The organism is Rhizobium sp. P1_C7 (assembly GCF_056406295.1).
The window spans coordinates 106137-122114 of the sequence record NZ_JBFUAL010000012.1; the positions used below are offsets into that span (position 1 = coordinate 106137).

13 protein-coding genes and 1 riboswitch are annotated in these 15978 nt (G+C 60.7%); of the genes, 5 read left to right on the top strand and 8 right to left on the bottom strand.

Features of this window, described 5'->3' with window-relative positions:
• Positions 1–5: 5 nt before the first annotated feature.
• The gene (gene cobW / locus AC1D2R_RS19785) at positions 6–1055 is read right to left on the bottom strand and encodes a cobalamin biosynthesis protein CobW (protein WP_477969592.1); all 1050 of its coding nucleotides are present in this window, start codon (positions 1053–1055) and stop codon (positions 6–8) included.
• A gap of 5 nt (positions 1056–1060) precedes the next feature.
• Positions 1061–1585 (bottom strand): bifunctional adenosylcobinamide kinase/adenosylcobinamide-phosphate guanylyltransferase, encoded by a 525-nt coding sequence (cobU, locus tag AC1D2R_RS19790; protein ID WP_477969593.1) that lies wholly within the window; start codon positions 1583–1585, stop codon positions 1061–1063.
• Positions 1586–1712: 127 nt separating this feature from the next.
• A riboswitch (cobalamin riboswitch) is annotated at positions 1713–2107 on the bottom strand.
• A gap of 245 nt (positions 2108–2352) precedes the next feature.
• Between cobU and AC1D2R_RS19795 the strand changes: the two genes are divergently transcribed.
• Positions 2353–4143 carry a chloride channel protein gene (locus tag AC1D2R_RS19795; RefSeq protein WP_477969594.1) on the top strand — a complete coding sequence of 597 codons (1791 nt, stop codon included), beginning with the start codon at positions 2353–2355 and terminating at the stop codon, positions 4141–4143.
• Between the two features lie 96 nt (positions 4144–4239).
• Here AC1D2R_RS19795 and AC1D2R_RS19800 read toward each other — a convergent pair whose 3' ends face one another.
• Positions 4240–5694: a cobyric acid synthase gene (locus AC1D2R_RS19800; protein ID WP_477969595.1), complete on the bottom strand. Its 1455-nt coding sequence runs from the start codon at positions 5692–5694 to the stop codon at positions 4240–4242.
• Positions 5695–6246: 552 nt separating this feature from the next.
• Here AC1D2R_RS19800 and AC1D2R_RS19805 point away from each other — a divergent pair.
• Positions 6247–7242 (top strand): glycine betaine ABC transporter substrate-binding protein, encoded by a 996-nt coding sequence (locus tag AC1D2R_RS19805; RefSeq protein WP_477969596.1) that lies wholly within the window; start codon positions 6247–6249, stop codon positions 7240–7242.
• 130 nt (positions 7243–7372) lie between these two features.
• The gene (locus AC1D2R_RS19810; RefSeq protein WP_477969597.1) at positions 7373–7732 is read left to right on the top strand and encodes a hypothetical protein; all 360 of its coding nucleotides are present in this window, start codon (positions 7373–7375) and stop codon (positions 7730–7732) included.
• A 5-nt stretch (positions 7733–7737) separates the two neighbouring features.
• Here the strand turns inward: AC1D2R_RS19810 and AC1D2R_RS19815 are convergent, their stop codons facing one another.
• Together AC1D2R_RS19815 and AC1D2R_RS19820 are read right to left on the bottom strand one after the other, a co-directional pair.
• Positions 7738–7890, bottom strand: a complete 153-nt coding sequence (locus tag AC1D2R_RS19815) for an entericidin domain-containing protein (RefSeq protein WP_477969598.1) — start codon at positions 7888–7890, stop codon at positions 7738–7740.
• Positions 7891–7993: 103 nt separating this feature from the next.
• A complete protein-coding gene (locus AC1D2R_RS19820) occupies positions 7994–8935 on the bottom strand; it encodes a LysR family transcriptional regulator (RefSeq protein WP_477969600.1) in 942 nt (313 codons plus the stop codon).
• Between the two features lie 74 nt (positions 8936–9009).
• Here AC1D2R_RS19820 and AC1D2R_RS19825 point away from each other — a divergent pair, with 74 nt between their 5' ends.
• Both AC1D2R_RS19825 and AC1D2R_RS19830 read left to right on the top strand, forming a co-directional pair.
• Positions 9010–9153 (top strand): hypothetical protein, encoded by a 144-nt coding sequence (locus tag AC1D2R_RS19825; RefSeq protein WP_477969602.1) that lies wholly within the window; start codon positions 9010–9012, stop codon positions 9151–9153.
• A 236-nt stretch (positions 9154–9389) separates the two neighbouring features.
• Positions 9390–10460, top strand: a complete 1071-nt coding sequence (locus AC1D2R_RS19830) for a 3-deoxy-7-phosphoheptulonate synthase (RefSeq protein WP_477969604.1) — start codon at positions 9390–9392, stop codon at positions 10458–10460.
• A gap of 89 nt (positions 10461–10549) precedes the next feature.
• Here the strand turns inward: AC1D2R_RS19830 and AC1D2R_RS19835 are convergent, their stop codons facing one another.
• The 3 genes from AC1D2R_RS19835 to AC1D2R_RS19845 all read right to left on the bottom strand — a co-directional run bounded on the left by AC1D2R_RS19835 (position 10550) and on the right by AC1D2R_RS19845 (position 15814).
• Complete coding sequence (locus AC1D2R_RS19835; protein WP_477969606.1) at positions 10550–11014, bottom strand: nuclear transport factor 2 family protein; 465 nt, start codon at positions 11012–11014, stop codon at positions 10550–10552.
• A gap of 119 nt (positions 11015–11133) precedes the next feature.
• Positions 11134–14577 carry an ATP-binding protein gene (locus AC1D2R_RS19840; protein ID WP_477969608.1) on the bottom strand — a complete coding sequence of 1148 codons (3444 nt, stop codon included), beginning with the start codon at positions 14575–14577 and terminating at the stop codon, positions 11134–11136.
• 1 nt (position 14578) lies between these two features.
• Positions 14579–15814 carry a metallophosphoesterase family protein gene (locus AC1D2R_RS19845; RefSeq protein WP_477969610.1) on the bottom strand — a complete coding sequence of 412 codons (1236 nt, stop codon included), beginning with the start codon at positions 15812–15814 and terminating at the stop codon, positions 14579–14581.
• Between the last annotated feature and the right edge of the window lie 164 nt (positions 15815–15978).

Genomic DNA, 15978 nt, shown 5'->3' on the forward strand with positions numbered 1-15978 from the left:
TTGCCTTATGCCAGGGCCTCTATCGCCTTGCGCACCAAAGTCTCGTCCATCTCGTGCAGCCCGATCACCACCAGGCGGGTGCCGCGCGCTTCACCAGGCGCCCATGCGCGGTCGAAATAGTGATCGATGCGGCTGCCGACGGCCTGCAGCTGCAGACGCATCGGCTTGGCCGGGACATCGATGAAGCCCTTGAGACGGAGTACGTCATGCTCTGCGATGATGCCTTTCAGCTTTTCCGCGAAAGCAGCGGGATCAGCAACGGAACCGAGTTCGACGACGAAGCTGTCGAATTCGTCGTGGTCATGCGGCGTACCGTCCTCGTGCTCGAGTTCGTGATGGGACTTGCGGTTGATGATATCGCCTTCGGTGCCGATGCCGAGACCGAGCAGGATGCTTGCCGGCACCTCGCCGTTCTTTGCCTCGATCATGACGGGCTTGCGGGCAATGCGAGAGGCGACTTCGTCCCGCACGCGGCTGAGGCCGGCGCTGTCGAGGAGATCGGTCTTGTTGAGAACGATGAGGTCGGCGCAAGTCAGCTGATCCTCGAAAAGCTCCTCAATCGGGCTTTCGTGATCGAGCGACTCGTCCTCGACGCGGCGCGCTTCGACGGCATCGTGGTCGTCGGCAAAACGGCCTGCGGCGACGGCGGCGCTATCGACCACCGTGATAACCCCGTCGACTGTGACCTGCGTGCGGATATCGGGCCAGTTGAAGGCCGCGACGAGCGGCTGCGGCAAGGCCAGCCCCGAGGTTTCGATGACGATATGGTCGGGGCGGTTCTCGCGCTCCAGAAGTTTCGTCATCGTCGGGATGAAGTCGTCGGCGACCGTGCAGCAGATACATCCATTGGTCAGCTCGATGATATCGTCCTCGGTGCAGTTTTCCGCGCCGCAGCCCTTCAGCACCTCGCCGTCGACGCCGAGATCCCCGAATTCGTTGATGATGAGCGCGATCTTCTTGCCGCCCGTGTTGGACAGCAGATTGCGGATCATCGTCGTCTTGCCGGCGCCAAGAAAGCCCGTGATCACGGTCGCGGGAATCTTCTGCTGGTTCATGGAATTCAACCCTTCATTTTCAGCGGCAATCCAGCCGCGATAAAATACACGTTCGCAGCTTGCGCCGCGATCATTTGGTGCAGCCGCCCGGCATGGTCGCGAAAATCCCGCGCCATACGGTTTTCCGGCACGATGCCGAGGCCGACTTCATTGGAAACGATGACGAGCTGTGCCCTCGCCTTCGGCAAATGCGCGGCAAGGGCTGCGAACTCCACCGCCGTGTCGCGCTCCGCCATCATCAGATTGGTAACCCAAAGCGTCAGGCAATCCACCAGGATCGCTCGCCCATTGCCATCGACAGCCGCAAGGCATTCAACGAGATCGAGCGGTTTTTCGTGGGTGGTCCACAGGTCGCCGCGATCTGCCCTGTGCTGGTCGATCCGTGCACGCATCTCGCCATCCCACGCACGCCCGGTCGCCACGTAATGGCGCTCCAGGCCGCTTGCCACAACCAGTTGCTCGGCAAAGCGGGATTTTCCCGACCGCGCACCACCCAGAACGAAGGTGGCGCCCGAAGATGGGTTGTTCATGGGAAATGCAATCCGATCTGCCCGCAAGCGACCGGCAAGGCGACCGCGTCATGCGATCGATAGATCTGTCTTTCAGCCATGACAACCTCCGTGCTGGCAACGGGGACATCGCCCCATGGGTGGGCTCTGCGCCCGGCACGATATGGCAGGTCTCCTGGCTCGCAGTTAAAGGCCGCGATCGGGGCGCACCGATAAACCGGTTGCCCTGATCGTGCCAGCGGATCTTCCTCGCCTTCCCGGCTGCAATCATGAAAAGGCGGACGATTCGTAGAAAAAGAGGCGTCCAGCCCGGGCTGATCATGCTTGCACTACCAGTGGCTTTTCCGTCGTCTTCCCCGCCTCACCCGTCAGCACCACGCAGACAGCCGGTAACGCGCATCCGACGCCGGACGGAAGACCCTGACCGCTCTACAGTCGCGGGGTCGGCTGTGATGAAAGCGCCCTGATTGGGTCCACCCCGTCACATTCCCTTTTCATCCGAAACGCTTTAGGCGATCCGGAACCATCCGTTATGGATTCATGGTTAGGCAAGCGCCGGCGGGAAGTCAATCGGGCTTGGCCGCTTCGCAGCGATAGGAAAACAGGAGGACCGCTCGAAAAGACGACCATCTCTACCACATTTATCGTCTTTTATCAGTCACTTACGCATAGGAATCTGTTGCCATCGCCGGGCTTTTGCCGCAATTGAACCGCAAACGGGTGCTGTCGCCGTCGTCGTACCTCTCCCTCGCCCTTGACCGGGCCTTTGCCCGCCTAGTTTCCTTGCCATGCTTCTCAAAATCGATATCCGCCGGTTTGGCCTGCTTCACACTCTGTTTGACGTAGGACGGATGCGCGCGCTCCTACGGCGCAGCGAAATGGGCATGGTCATCGCGGGCGCGATCGTCGGCGTCACATCCGGCCTCGCAGTCACAGGCATGAGTCTCGTTTCACGCGAGATGCACAGCCTGATCTTCGGCATCAGCGATGTCGAAAGGTTGAGCTCCTCCCAGATCGACAACAAGTTCCTCTTGCTTGCCGCGCCAGTGGGCGGCGGCATGCTCCTCGGTCTGCTGATGTTCATCCTGGCGAAGACACGCAAGAAGCCGATGGTCGACCCGATCGAGGCGAATGCGCTGCACGGCGGACGACTGTCGCTGACGGACAGCATCCTGGTCGCCGTCCAGAACCTGATATCGAATGGTTTCGGCGCCTCCGTCGGACTTGAAGCCGGCTATACGCAGCTTGCCTCGGGTCTCGCCTCGAAGCTCGGGCTCAAGCTGCAGCTGCGCCGCTCGGACCTGCGTGTCCTCCTGGGTTGCGGTGCCGCGGGTGCGATCGCGGCGGCCTTCAACGCGCCGCTGACAGGGGCCTTCTATGCCTTCGAACTGATCATCGGCACCTACACCATCGTATCGCTGACGCCGGTCGTCGTATCCGCTCTCGTTTCGACGCTGGTGGCGCGCCTACTTGCCGGCAGCGATTTCGTCATCGACGTCGGCTCGTTCGGAACCGTCATGCCGGCCGACTACGTTCCGGCCGTCCTTCTTGGTGCGGTATGTGCAGGCGTCGGCATCCTGATCATGCAGGGTGTGTCCTTCATCGAAGAGCTCGCCCGCAGAAGCTTGATCGCCCCACCGCTGCGGCCCGCGCTTGGCGGCATCGTCGTTGGCCTGCTTGCCCTCATTACGCCGCAGGTGCTTTCGGCAGGCCACGGCGCGTTGCATCTGAACCTCGACAGCGAGGTCGCCATCCCCGTGCTGGTCGGCCTCCTCCTGCTGAAGTCGTTTGCATCGGCCATATCCATCGGCTCTGGCTTCAGGGGCGGCCTCTTCTTCGCATCCCTGTTCATGGGCGCTCTGCTCGGCAAATTGTTTGCCTATTCCGCGCCGTATTTTGCCAACGCAACCCTGACACCTGTGATCTATGCCGTGGTCGGCATGAGTTCGCTTGCGGTCGCGGTCATCGGCGGACCGCTCACCATGACGTTCCTCGCGCTCGAAATCACGGGCGACTTTCCCATAACCGTGCTCGTGCTCGCCGCCGTACTCAGCTCGTCGCTGGTGGTCCGCAGCACGTTCGGCTACTCCTTCGCCACCTGGCGCTTTCATCTGCGTGGCGAGAGCATCCGCAGTGCCCACGATGTCGGCTGGATCCGCAATCTGACCGTCGACAAGCTGATGCGCGCCGACGTGAAAACCGCCAAGGCAGGCATTTCCATGGAGGAGTTCAAGGAGCGCTTTCCGATCGGCTCCGCTCAGCGCGTCATTCTTGTCGAGGACAGCGGCAAATACGCCGGATTGGTGCTGGTGCCGGAGATCTATGCGAGCCTCACCGACAGCGACGACGACAGCAACGGCCTCGACCAGTTCGTCCGCTACCGCAACGACTTCCTGCAGCCGCAGATGAACGCCAAGCAGGCCGCCGCGATCTTCGACAAGACCGAAAGCGAAGCACTCGCTGTCGTCAACAATCTGGTGGAGCGGACTGTGGTCGGCCAGCTGAGCGAGGCCCACACGCTACGCCGTTACAGCGAAGAGCTCGACCGGCGCAGGCGGGAAGTGTCAGGCGAAATCTAGGGCAATTCCAGCTGGCATGCGCAGCGGTTTGCGTCCGCAATGGCGCAGGAACAAAAAGATGGAGCGTTTTCGCGATTCGAAAAAAGCAGAAAAGCTCTAGCTTAGGAGGTCGCCGAGCCACCGTTCGTCAAGATGGGTCTCAAGCTCGGCGGCGATCTCGTCGAGCGCCAGCTCCACGCCTGCACGGTAGTTCCGTCTCTCCCCGACGAGGCCGAAGCTCTGCAGCAGCCGGGAACGGTAGGCGTCGCTGGAAAAAACACCGTGCAGGTAGGTCCCCATGACCCTCCCATCGCCCGAAATAGCGCCATCGGGCATACCGTCCACGATGGCGAACGGCCGGGCGCAGTCCTCACCACGTGTTACGCCGAGGTGGATCTGATAGCCTGAAAGCGGCTCACCGTACTCGACCGCGGTTGCGGTGCTGTTGCGCACCGTCTTTTCAGGCGCCATCACCGTTTCGACCGCAAGCAACCCGAGACCCGAAGCTTCCATGGCATTTCCCTCTATTCCCCTGGGATCGCGGACCTTCAGGCCGAGCATCTGATAGCCGCCGCAAATTCCCATGACGCGCCCGCCGCGCCGCACATGGTCCGCCACATCGGCATCCCAGCCCTCCGCCCTCAGATCGGCAAGGTCGGCGATTGTCGATTTGGAACCGGGCAGGATGATCAGCTGCGCATCGACAGGCATTCGCTCGCCCGGTCGCACGAACACCAGATCGACATCCGGCTCGGCCCTCAGCGGATCGAAATCGTCGAAATTTGCAATTCGAGGCAAGACCGGAATGGCTATCTTCAGCGCTCTGCCCCCGCTTCGGGCCAGCCGTTCCAGCACCACCGAATCCTCTGCCGGAAGACGCGAGGCTGCCTTCAGCCAAGGCACGACACCGACACTTGACCAGCCCGTAAAACGCTCGATAGCCGCTATACCGTCATCGAAAAGCGAGACGTCACCGCGAAACTTGTTGATGAGGTAACCGGAAATCATCGCGCGGTCTTCTTCGGAGAGGATCGCATGCGTGCCCACCAGCGAGGCAATGACGCCGCCGCGATCGATGTCGCCGACCAGCACGACCGGCACCTTGGCGCGCGTCGCAAACCCCATGTTGGCGATGTCGCCCGGCCGCAGATTGATCTCGGCCGGCGACCCCGCTCCTTCGACGACAACCAGATCAGCGCCAGTGGAAACGTTGGAAAAGCTCTGCATGACGTAGTCGAGCAGTTGCGGCTTTAGCCTCTGGTAGTCGCGCCCCTTCGCCTGCCCCCAGACCTTGCCCTGGACGACGATCTGGCTGCCGTTTTCCGTTTGCGGCTTCAGCAGCACCGGATTCATATGCACCGACGACGGCACGCGCGCCGCCATCGACTGAAGCCATTGCGCTCGGCCAATCTCGCCGCCGTCATCGGCGACCGCCGCATTGTTGGACATGTTCTGCGGCTTGAACGGACGCACGCTGATGCCGCGATTGGCAGCGAGCCGGCAGAGCCCGGCCACCAGAACGGTCTTGCCGACATCGGAGCCTGTTCCCTGCAGCATGATGGCTTTTGTCATTGTCGAAAGCTCCGAAACGGTCGCCAACGGACTACAATGGCGCTCCCGCGTCGGTCAATCGCAACCGCCGAAATTGCGAAAGCCGCGCTGACCCATGACGGTCGCGCGGCTTGCCGAAATACCCTGGCGCATTCGCCCATACACGGCGAAACTCGCTTTCTCCGGGACGCACTACCTGATCCGGAGAAGCAGCGGTTGTCCCCCGCCACGCGACTACCATAGCGTCACATCCTTACCGGAGAGTTAGTGAGCCGTTAAGCAAAGATGAATTCGTGCCCTTTTTTGATTTTTTGCTACGCCACGTCTGCGCAGACAGCGATGATTGCTGCGCAATCGAATTGATTGCGCTGAGATTAACTATTTTAAATCAGCCGCTTAAAATCGCCTTCTGTGTTTCACAAGAGCGTTGATTTCCCAAAGCGAACGGGTAGGCTCCTTTCCAAGGCGCCAGCATCGGCGTCAAAGCGACGGCCAAAAGACACGCTGCAGATGTGGGCTTGCAATCTGCACGGGACGTAGTCTGCCGGTGCTCGTACAAAAGCGGGAATGGAAATGAGAGCTTTTTGCAGGTCGATCATGATCGCGGCGGGACTGGTGGGCGCAGTCAGCGCTGCCGCTGCGGAAGAATGCGGCAATGTTTCCATTGCCGGAATGAATTGGCCCTCCGCCACGATTGCCGCGAATTTCGACAAGATCATTCTGGAGACGGGTTACGCCTGCAAGGTCACCATCGTCTCCGGCGATACGAAGCCGACCCTCCTCTCGATGAACGAAAAGGGGGAGCCCGACGTCGCCTCCGAATTCTGGGTCAATGGTGTACGCGTGGAGCTCGACGCTGCGGTCAAGCAGAACCGCATCGTTCAGGCGGCGGAAATTCTGTCTGACGGTGCGGTTGAAGGTTGGTGGATTCCGAAATTCGTCGCCGATGCCAACCCTGACATCCGCACTGTGCAGGACGCACTGAAGCATCCCGAACTCTTTCCCACACCGGAAGGTCCCGGGGCCGGCGTCTACAATTGCCCGCCGGGCTGGACCTGCCAGACGTCGACGGCAAACCTCTTCCGTGCCCTTGGTGCGCAGAACAGGGGCTTCAGATTGATCGATACCGTCACCCCGGAAGGTCTCGACGCGTCAATCGCCGCCGCCTTCGACAAGAAGGTCGGCTGGCTCGGCTACTACTGGGCGCCGACGGCTATTCTGGGAAAGTATGACATGACGCGGCTGAGCTTCGGGGTCGGCCACGACAAGCCCGAGTGGGACAACTGTACTGCGGTTCCCGGCTGCGCCCGGCCTGAAGTCAATTCCTACCCGGTGTCGCGCGCTTTCACAATCATGACGAAGGCCTTCGCCGATCGCGCAGGACCAGTGGCGAGCTACCTGAAAAAGCGATCTTGGGACAACAGTACGATCAACGATGTGCTGGCCTGGCAGGACGAACATAAGGAAAGCAACCGGGAGGCGGCATTCTACTTCCTGCGCAACTATGCCGATCTATGGACCAAATGGGTCCCGGCGGATGTCGCCGAAAAGGTGAAGGCTGAACTGTAGCGCATTCATGTCGGGTGGCGGCCGCGCCGGCCATCGGGTCATTTTGGTACCGATGTTCCCGCGCAAGCCCCGCTGCCCTACAAGCCGGGCGAGCCTCGTTGGCCGACTCGCGAGTCGGCCGCACCGACATATGGAGATTTCGATGACGTCCGCCCCGTTCCCAGATCGCGAGACGATAGCAGCCAAGTTCTCGGCACTTGCCGATCAGGACAAGGCCTACGTCGCGCTGCTGCTTGAAAACCCCGCGCAGGACGACAATCTGATCGAAGGCTTGCACCGTCATCTGGACAACGCAGCCGGCGCTTCGTTTCTGAACTCGTTGAAGCTGGAACATCTGGGAAGGTGGATCGGAGAGGCAGCACCACCACGCCTGCAGATTCGATTGATGGAAGCTGCAAAATCCAGCCAGCATCCAGCCCACGCGGCATTCCGTAGAGGGCTGAATGCGTCCGGAGGTCTCGTCAAGGCATACCCGCCGGCACAACTATAGGCTGCTTATCTCACAGCGCGGTCAACCGAACGGCCGGCGTCCTGCGTGGCATTCACGGCATTGGCTGTATCGCGCCCGACACCGCGGATGGTGTTGCCGCAGGAGGTCAGCGCAAGCAGAAGCGCGATGGCGGCACCGAGTCTAACCATGGTGGTCATATTAGAAATCCTGTATTTGAAATGGCTCCCTGAGGCAGCAGCTAAGACTGCTGCGGTCTCTTAACGCACTGGGAAGAAAAAGGTTTCCACACCTCTGGATATCTCAGGCGGCAATCGCCTTGGCCTTCTCCGCGAAAGCGAACCGAATGCTGTCAGCCACCGCCTGAACCGGCCCGGACATCTGCGAGGCCGTCAAGAGACGGATGTCGAAGGAGCCGAGTTCAGGCAATCCCTCCTGCCCACCCAATATCGCCATGTCCTCGCCGACATAGGAACGCGGCAGCGGCGCGATCGCAAGGTCGGAAACGACAGCGGCACGCTGGGCCATGGTGTGACCACTGAGAAAGGCGATACGATAGTCACGCTTCATGCGTTCCAGCTGCGCAAGCGCTTCGGAGCGCCAGATGCAGCCCTCTTCCCAGATCGAGATCGGCAAAGGGTCGCGCCGGTGGGCCGTGCCGCATTTTGCGCCCGCCCAGACCAGCCTCTCGCGAAACACGATCTCGCCGTCGGTCGGCAGCGGACGCGTTGCACAGTTGATCAGCGCCAGATCCAGCCTCTGCTCTTCGATCCGCTTCCTGATACCGATACTCATGTCGATCGTAACGTCGACCATGATCCCGGGGAAACTATCGGCAAAGCGCCTGAGGATGCTTGGCAGCAGCCGCTCGCCGATATCCTCCGGTGCGCCGAGGCGGACGACGCCGCTGAGCTCAGGCATGATGAAGCGCGAGACAGCCTCGTTCGACAACGCTAGGATATTGCGTGCGTAGGAGAGAAGGACCTCTCCATGCTGCGTCAGCGACACCGAACGGGCGTCACGCAGGAAAAGCGTCGCGCCGAGTTGCTCCTCGAGCTTTTTGATCTGCATTGAAACGGCCGACGGAGTTCGGAAAACCGCTTCGGCGGCAGTCGAAAAATTGCCCGTCTCGGCGATCGCCACGAACGTGCGCAATACGTCGTTATCGAGCAACGGAATGGGACGGCGAAGAGAAAGTGTCATCGTCTCATCTTTCAATTTTTCTGATTTATGACACCATATCATTTTGTTTGTCTGAAAGTCAACCAATGGCTAGCTTTCATCAGGATCGCACGATCCCGAGGAAAGGAGGCAAGGCGATGACACTTCAGGCAATCATGAAGAAGCTGCACGAACTCAGGTCGCGCCAGCGCACCCGGGCGACGAGGAAGTGGGTGCGCCACCATCTGGCGAGATTGCCAGCGCATCTGGTAGACGATCTCGGCGTACAGACGGAGCAATGAGCTCCAAGACATCGAGCGAGCTCTGTCGATTTAAGAGGGTGACAATGCGGGTGTATTGCTGTAGCAAGCTCCCATGTCATCCGCTTGTGCATATGTTTCCCGATTTTATTACTTCCGCGCTGTTGTGCGGAGGTGGGAAAATGCGTGAGTAGATAGACGCAAAACGATCCCGACCAACCGCTAGTCTACCTGGCGGTTTTTTTATGCGCCCGGTATGACCTCCTGGAGACCAAACCGTGTCGAACTCGACAGACGACCTGCGCATCGCCAACATCATCGAACTCTCTTCGCCCGCACAAATCATCGGAGAGCAACCGCGAGACGAAATCGTCAGCCAGACGATTTCAGAGGCGCGGAAGGACATCCACAATATCCTCGCAACCGAGGACGATCGGCTCCTGATCGTCGTCGGCCCGTGCTCCATTCACGACCCGATCGCGGCCATCGACTACGCCTCCAGGCTTGCAGAACAGCGCAAAAGGCTGGGTGACGACCTCGAGATCGTCATGCGCGTCTACTTCGAGAAGCCACGCACGACAGTCGGCTGGAAGGGGCTCATCAACGACCCCAATCTCGACGGCAGCTTCCGGATAGAGGATGGCCTGCGTATCGCGCGAAAGCTTCTGCTCGACATCAACAAGATGGAACTGCCGGCAGGATGCGAATTTCTTGACACCATAACGCCGCAATACATCGCTGACCTGGTAAGTTGGGGCGCGATCGGCGCGCGCACGACCGAGAGCCAGGTGCACCGGGAACTTGCGTCCGGCCTCTCCAGCGCGATCGGCTTCAAGAACGGTACGAGCGGCGACGTGCGGATCGCACTCGACGCGATCATTTCGGCATCTCAACCGCATCATTTCCCGGCGGTGACGAAGGATGGCCGCGCGGCCATCGCGTCGACACGCGGCAATGAAGATTGCCATCTCATCCTGCGCGGCGGCAAGCAGCCGAACTACGATCACGACAACGTCGAGGCTGCCGCCACAGCATCCCTCGCCGTCGGACTTGAGCCACGCATCATGATCGATGCCAGCCACGCCAACAGCCGGAAGAACCCCGAAAATCAGCCCGCGGTGCTTGAGGACATTTCGCACCAGGTCGCCGCCGGAGATACCCGCATCATCGGAGCGATGCTCGAGAGCAACATAGTAGGCGGTCGCCAAGACCTCGTCCCAGGTAAGGCTCTTACATATGGCCAGAGCATTACCGATGGCTGCATCGACTGGCCGACGACTGTTGCAGCTCTGGAAGGCCTGGCTGCCGGCGTCAGGGCAAGGCGCGCCCTGAAAAAGACAAGAGGATAGACATTCCGGATCGGTCGGAGCGCTACCATTCCTGCTCTCCGACCGTCCCTACCGTGAACTTGCGTCGCTGGTACGACTGCCCCAAGTGGTCAGAAACCAAAATCGCCCAGTCCCGGATGGTCGTCAGGCCGACGTCCGAGCGACCAGCGAAATTTGCGCTCTGCTTCGGCGATCGGATGCTCGTTGATGCTGGCATGGCGGTAACGCATCAGACCATCGCCATCGAACTCCCAGTTCTCATTCCCGTAGGCCCGATACCAGTTCTGGCTGTCGTCGTGATATTCATAGGCGAAGCGGACGGCGATCCTGTTGCCGGCAAACGTCCACAGCTCCTTGATCAGCCGATATTCGAGCTCATGCGCCCATTTTCTCGTAAGGAACGCTACAATTTCCGCTCTTCCGTTGACGAACTCGGCACGGTTTCGCCAGCGGCTGTCTTCGGCATACGCCAGAGCAACCTTGGCCGGATTTCGACTGTTCCATCCATCCTCGGCAAGTCGAACTTTTTCGGCGGCGGTCTTGAGCGTAAATGGCGGCAATGGTGGCCGGGACATGTTGAACTCCTCCATCTGTTTCGCGGCGTGGACGTATGGACTGCGGAACCTGGCGGATCTTGAACGAAACAAGCTCAACGCGACGCCGCGGGCACCATTTTCGAGTGGGGCATGCGCCGCTACATTCCGATGACGTCTACAGCCGTGCCAAGTTCCTGCCTCGCAAGGTCAACCACGCTTGATTGATGGGTAAACAGGATTGTCTGGAACGACTGCGATGTCGAGGCAAGCGTCCGCAAGCCGGCGCGGGTACGATGGTCGTCAAACGTCTGGAAAATATCATCGATCACCAATGGAGCCGGTTCGTTGCGCGACGAGTAGTCTTCGAGGAACGCAAGCCTTAGCGCCAGATAGAGCTGATCACCGGTGCCCTCGCTCAGGCCCGAAAGCTGGACGCGCTCGCCGCTCGCCCGCACCGCATGAAGATGAAGTGCATCATCGTCGCCATACTCCTGGACCAGGCCGAAAAACGCACCTTCCGTCAAAGCGGAAAACAGCGTGCCGGCGCGGATGATCACCGGATCCGACTGAGCCTCTCGATAGGCCTCCATCGAGCTTGCAAGCATCCTCGCGGCAAGCTTCAGGACCACCCACTGCCGCGCCAGATCCCTTGTTTCCTGCTCGGCGGAGAGCCTCTCGAAAACCGCATATTCGACGCTCTTGCCGGTTTCCAGTTCCTGCCTCCTGCGATGGTTCTCTGCCAGCCGCGCCGTCACGTCGCCAAGGCGGTCGACGAGCGCCGCGTCCTCGCGCTCCAGCTCCTCGACAGCGAGCGCCGCCGCCGTTCGGTCGAAGTCGGAAAGCTCAGCGCGGATATCCTCTTCACGCCCACCGTTGGCCTGTTCGGCGAAGCGTCGCCGGCTGGCAAGGAGCCTTGCCTGGGCGATGCGGCGCTCCCCTAGCCTGTGCAGAAGAGCCGAGGGCTCGACAACCAAGGAAAGCGAACTGGTCAGATCCGACAGGGCATCTTGGCAGCTCGTGGCATCACCATCGCACCTGGCAAGAGTAAGTTCAGCGAGTTCCAGATCGGTCACCAGCCTGGCGCGCCGCTGATGTTCGGCGTTCGCCGCGACGGCCCTGTGGTGCAGCATATCGATCGCCGCGTCGGCCGACAGTTGCGAGAGATCACTGCCAGTGTCACTGGTCAGTGTCTTGACGCTTTCCTCGAAGGCCCCGATGTCGCGCGTCATCCCCCTCACCCGTCGATCCCGGTTCTCTCTTTCGGAAAGCACCTGAGGCACCTGCCTCCAAAGATCCATGGTGGCTTCGGCCATCTCGATCGTGGCTGTTTCCCCCAGATTGACAGTCGAGGCTGCCTCGGCAAACTCGGCCTGCCAGCGCTCGATCCGGCCTCTCAGGTCGTCCGCCTCGGCCTCGATATCGCCAATGCTCTCGAGGCTCGAAGCACGTTTTCCCTCTGTTGCGCGGCTTTCGCTCCAACGCTGTTCCATGACGTCGATATGCCGAACAAGCGCGCGCCCGAGAACCGCGCAAGGCAAGGTGCGGGCATCCGGTAGGGCCGTATCTCGGGCGATCTCGGCGAGCACAGGCAATATGCGGTCCTGGCTTATCCGTAGGACGGAAAGTTCGTCGGACAAAGCATTCAGGGATGCCCGCTGTATGGCAAGAGCCTCCACGGCCCGGCGCCACTCGATCATCGGCTCCGCGCCGAGCGGTACAACGCCCGACTGTGCGAAGAGGCAGAGATAGTCGGCTTCCAGGTCGGCAAGAGCCGCCCTTGCCTCTCGCTCTTCCGTCGCCAGCATCTCCCCGGACTTGGTGAGGTCCGAGCAACGCAATTGCAGCTGGGTGTGACGCGCCACCCGCTCGGCATCCGACAATGCCAGGTCTGCGAGACGGTCCGTTCGCGAAATAGCCGCCTCGACGCCCGTGAAGCCTGCCGGCGTAGGACTATCGACGAAGTCGCGCCACAATTGGTCCCTGAGCTCGCGTTCGGTGGCAATCTCCTCGCGCGTGACAATCACATCGCCGCGTTCCAGATGCCTCATTTCGTCGGCAACAGCTTGCGCCTCCGCGGCAACGTTCGCGTTTTTGCCCGATGTCTCGCGCACCGATGTCGCCGCTGCCTCGATCATGCGCCGATGCCCGAGGAGTGTCGATACATCGGGCAACGGCACCGCCAGGAGCCTGTCCAGGCTGTCGATGGACGGTTTCAGCCGACCGATCCCGTCTTCGAGCTCGAGCCGTGCACGTTCCACGCGGACCTGCAGGCTGTCGATGCGAGCGATGTCGCTCAGGTCCGCCTGGAGAGCTGCGAGCCGGTCCGAATACTGCCGTGGATCAACTGGTTGCGGGCCGTCGTGGATGTTCTCCAGATCCTGCAGATAGGCCCGCTCTTTCGAGAGGTTCCGCTCGACATCGGTGTAGGATCGACGCAACTCGCGCCCGACCTCTATCAGCTGGTGAAGGCGTGCCAGCGCGGCATCGGTCGGCTGCATATCGGCGAGCTGGCCGACATCGCCGTCCAGGCCGAGCTTGCGGGTAAACTGACGGATCCGCTGATCGAACTCGTCCACCTCGCCCCGAACGCGGCCAATGTCCGATTTCGCAGCAAGATAGGCGGACTTGCCGGCATAGATCTCGATGATCTTGCCTGCGGCCGTGTAGAGCGCTCCGTCAACTTGGGCGACACTCAGTTCGTCGCGCAGTCGAAGGACATCCGTGCGTGCCACGTCCCTCTTCTCGACAGCTCGCCGATGCATATCGATCGCTGTCTGGAGACGCTCCTCAGCGTCGGCAAGGCCGTCGATGTCGGAGAACGCAGAAACCGCAATCGCATCAGCGTCGATCTCGCGGATCAACGGCTCCAGACTTCGCAGAACGGTAAGACGACTATGCTCACGTCGTTTTTCGAGCCTGCGGCCCTGCAGTTCCGCAAGCTCGGCGTCGCTCCGTTCCACCTCGTCTACAAGCTTTTTCCAATCCCCGGACTTCAGCTCGTGCTCGCGTTCGGCTTTTCGGGCCTCCTCGTGACGTTCCAGAGCCTGATAGAACAACCTGTCCTTTGACCGGCGTTGCGCGAAGATCCCTTCGGCATCGCTGTCCAGTGTCCGCCTAAGATTTGTCAGGCCTGTCAGCCCTGACGCAGCCGAAAACAGCAAGCTGCCGATCTCGCCGCCGCTTTGCAGCATGGCAGCCGCGCCGTCGCGCAGTCGGCGTGTATCCAGCCCGAAGGCTCGCTCGAAGACCGGCCGTCCCAGCGCGCCAAGAAATGGCGCCAGCGCATCGTCCGCAAGCGGCGTCTCCTGATCGGAATGAGAGACGATCGTGTTCTTGCGTCCACGACGGCGCCGGAACCGAATGTCCTTGCCACCGCGCGCCGTTATGGCTGCGCCGATCCTGAGCGTCGAAGCTTCATGCAGGAAATTCTGCTCGATCTCGTGAGGAAAGCCGAAGAGCAGGTCTGAGAAGGCCTTTAGCGCCGAGGATTTACCCGCTTCGTTCCGGCCATAGACCACATGCAGTTTCGCATCGGCCCGAAACTCCAAAGGGCGATCTGTCAGCGCTCCGTAGCGCAGAATATCAAGACGGTCGAAGCGCATTTCAGTCCGCTCCCTCGCCGCGGGCGAGCAAGAGCTGTCGAGCCTCTTCGATCAGTGCGTCTACGGAGATCTCAAGCGGAAGGTTGCCGGCGCCGAGACCGGCAGGCAAGCGCGGCAGGATCGACGAGATCAGAATCTCCGCTTCGCTCTGCAAGTCCGCATCCTTGCCGTGTTCGGCAACAAGCCTCCCGAGATCAAGTATCGCACCATCCGGTTCAGCCAGCAGAGGCGGCTCGATGATCTGCAGCTCAAGCTTTTCCAGCCAGATGTCTTCATGGGCGCGATGGCAGGCCGCCTGCACCTCGTCGATCCATTGCAGCCGATTTGCCGTGAAGTTCCGGTGAAGGCGCGAGGCCCCCTTCAATCGAACGCGCAGGGCGGTCGAGCGGCCATCGGCGCCCGCACGGATCGAACGCGCTGCGGCCTCGACACGCTTCAATATGTCGAACGAACTGCCATCGACGTCGATACCGATCTCCACAATGGCAAATCGGGCCTCATCGACAATGAGACGTTCCAACGCCACACGCCCGTCCTTCACGGTCACCAGCAATGCACCCTTGGCCCCCACTTCCCTGACGCTGCGACCTTGTAGATTGCCCGGGAACACGATCGGTGGATCGGTTGCCACCTGCTCGAATTCGTGCACGTGGCCCAGGGCCCAGTAATCGTAACCGCGTGAACGAAGGTCATCCAGGCAACAGGGAGCATAGGAAGCGTGCGGCTCCCTTCCCGTCAATGACGTGTGCAATACCCCGATATTGAAGCATCCCTTCACAGGCGCTGGATAGGACAGCGCCAGATTGTCGTTGGCGGATCGCTCCGCAAAGCCTTGCCCGTGTAGGACCACTTTGAGCCCTTCGATGGACATCGATCCAGGCTTGGATGTCGGGAACTCGTGGACGTTCGACGGCAGGGATATTGTTTTGGTGATCACGCTCAATGCGTCGTGGTTGCCACGCAGCAGGTAGACCGGTATCGCAGCCCGCTCGAGCCGCGCCATCTCGCGGTTGAAGAAGAGGCCGATCTTGTTGTCCTTCCAGTCGCCATCGTAAACGTCGCCGGCGATGATGAAGAAGTCCACGCCAAGTTCGATCGCACGGCTGACCAGCGTTGAGAAGGCCTTGCGGCTCGCCTCGACGAAGATCGCCGCGATGTCCGGATCCTTGAGAGCAAGGCCCTGGAACGGGCTTCCGAGATGGAGGTCGGCTGCGTGGATGAACCTGAAAGACGACATGCACTCGCTCTGCGTTCACGAAGACAGTGCGACTCTATGGAACCGGACAGCCGATTGATACGATTCGTGCGCAGAAACACCCGCCCCCCATGCGATAACCACATGTTTTTGGCCTATGGGAGCGCGATGCGTCCGAAAATCCCACCACTGCCTTTCACAGTGCG